Source organism: Bradyrhizobium sp. CFUWI (genome assembly GCF_056429085.1).
Map to the genome: position 1 here is coordinate 1 of NZ_JBWJZE010000108.1, position 1,056 is coordinate 1,056.

The following is a 1,056-nucleotide window of genomic DNA, read 5'->3' on the forward strand; positions in this document are numbered from 1 at the left end:
AAAGCCGGAGTGTGGTTCCGCCGTGCTCGTCTGCTCATCGTCTCTCCTGATTCGCGGGTCAATCTTGCCCGCCGTCAGGCAGAAACTCCACTTATCGCGCTGTTCAGATTTGCGGGACCAGCTCACCGAACTGTCGCGGCTTCCGTAGCTTCCCCTCGGGTAAGTAATAGCCGTTCACGCTTGTGGCCTCATCTCCGACATCACCCTTCCGCCACCCCAGCTATTCGCATGCCCTGATAAACTCGTTCGCGTTTAGCCAAGTAGGTTGGATTATCACTCGACGCGCCGTCACGAAAGCGGCGGATCGTAAAGCTTGGATCAAGCAAAGATCCGGCCCTCGCGGCGGCCCTTGCGTCATCCAGCGAACCGAGCAGCGCCAGTACCGTGGCGAGCCCAAAATGCGCTATGGGATAATTCCGATTGGCTTCAATGCCACGATGGAACCAGTCGAGTTGACTGCTTCAGCCGGTGCGTCGATCTGTAGCTTGGCGAACGCGATCATAGTCAGCCAGCGGAATGCAAACATATCGCGGGGAGAGAGGCAGGGCTCTCACAGCTCGTCAAGTAATGCACCGACCGAACGCTCGGGCGAGATGAGTCGGGCGAAGAAGTATTATTCACGGGTCCTGTTTCTCTGACTTACGACTCTCCCTCAGTCATCGATTCCGTGCACAATTTGGCCGTTGGCCAGATCGTGCTTGGCACGTACGAAGAGTACGATGCCAAGCTGCAGGCTATCGATCTCCTTTCGAACGCCTGAACCGCCGTTGCTGAAGAGACGCCCTTGGCCTAGCCGACAGTGGAGAGGATAGTAGTTGGGATCACGCCTTCCGTTCAGAAGGAAGCTTGCAATCCGGGCGAACTGAGTCCCGCCTGAGCTGCGCTTCGCTTGTTGCCCCCGTCTCATCCAATGTCCGGTTGAGCCCATAATGAGCTGGTCCCGCAAATCTGAACAGCGCGATAAGTGGAGTTTCTGCCTGACGGCGGGCAAGATTGACCCGCGAATCAGGAGAGACGATGAGCAGACGAGCACGGCGGAACCACACTCCGGCTTTC

Annotated in this window: 1 pseudogene; it reads right to left on the reverse strand. The window is 57.4% G+C overall.

Features of this window, described 5'->3' with window-relative positions:
• Positions 1 to 821: 821 nt before the first annotated feature.
• Positions 822 to 1,056, reverse strand: a pseudogene (locus AC066S_RS38895) (hypothetical protein); the annotation flags it as partial.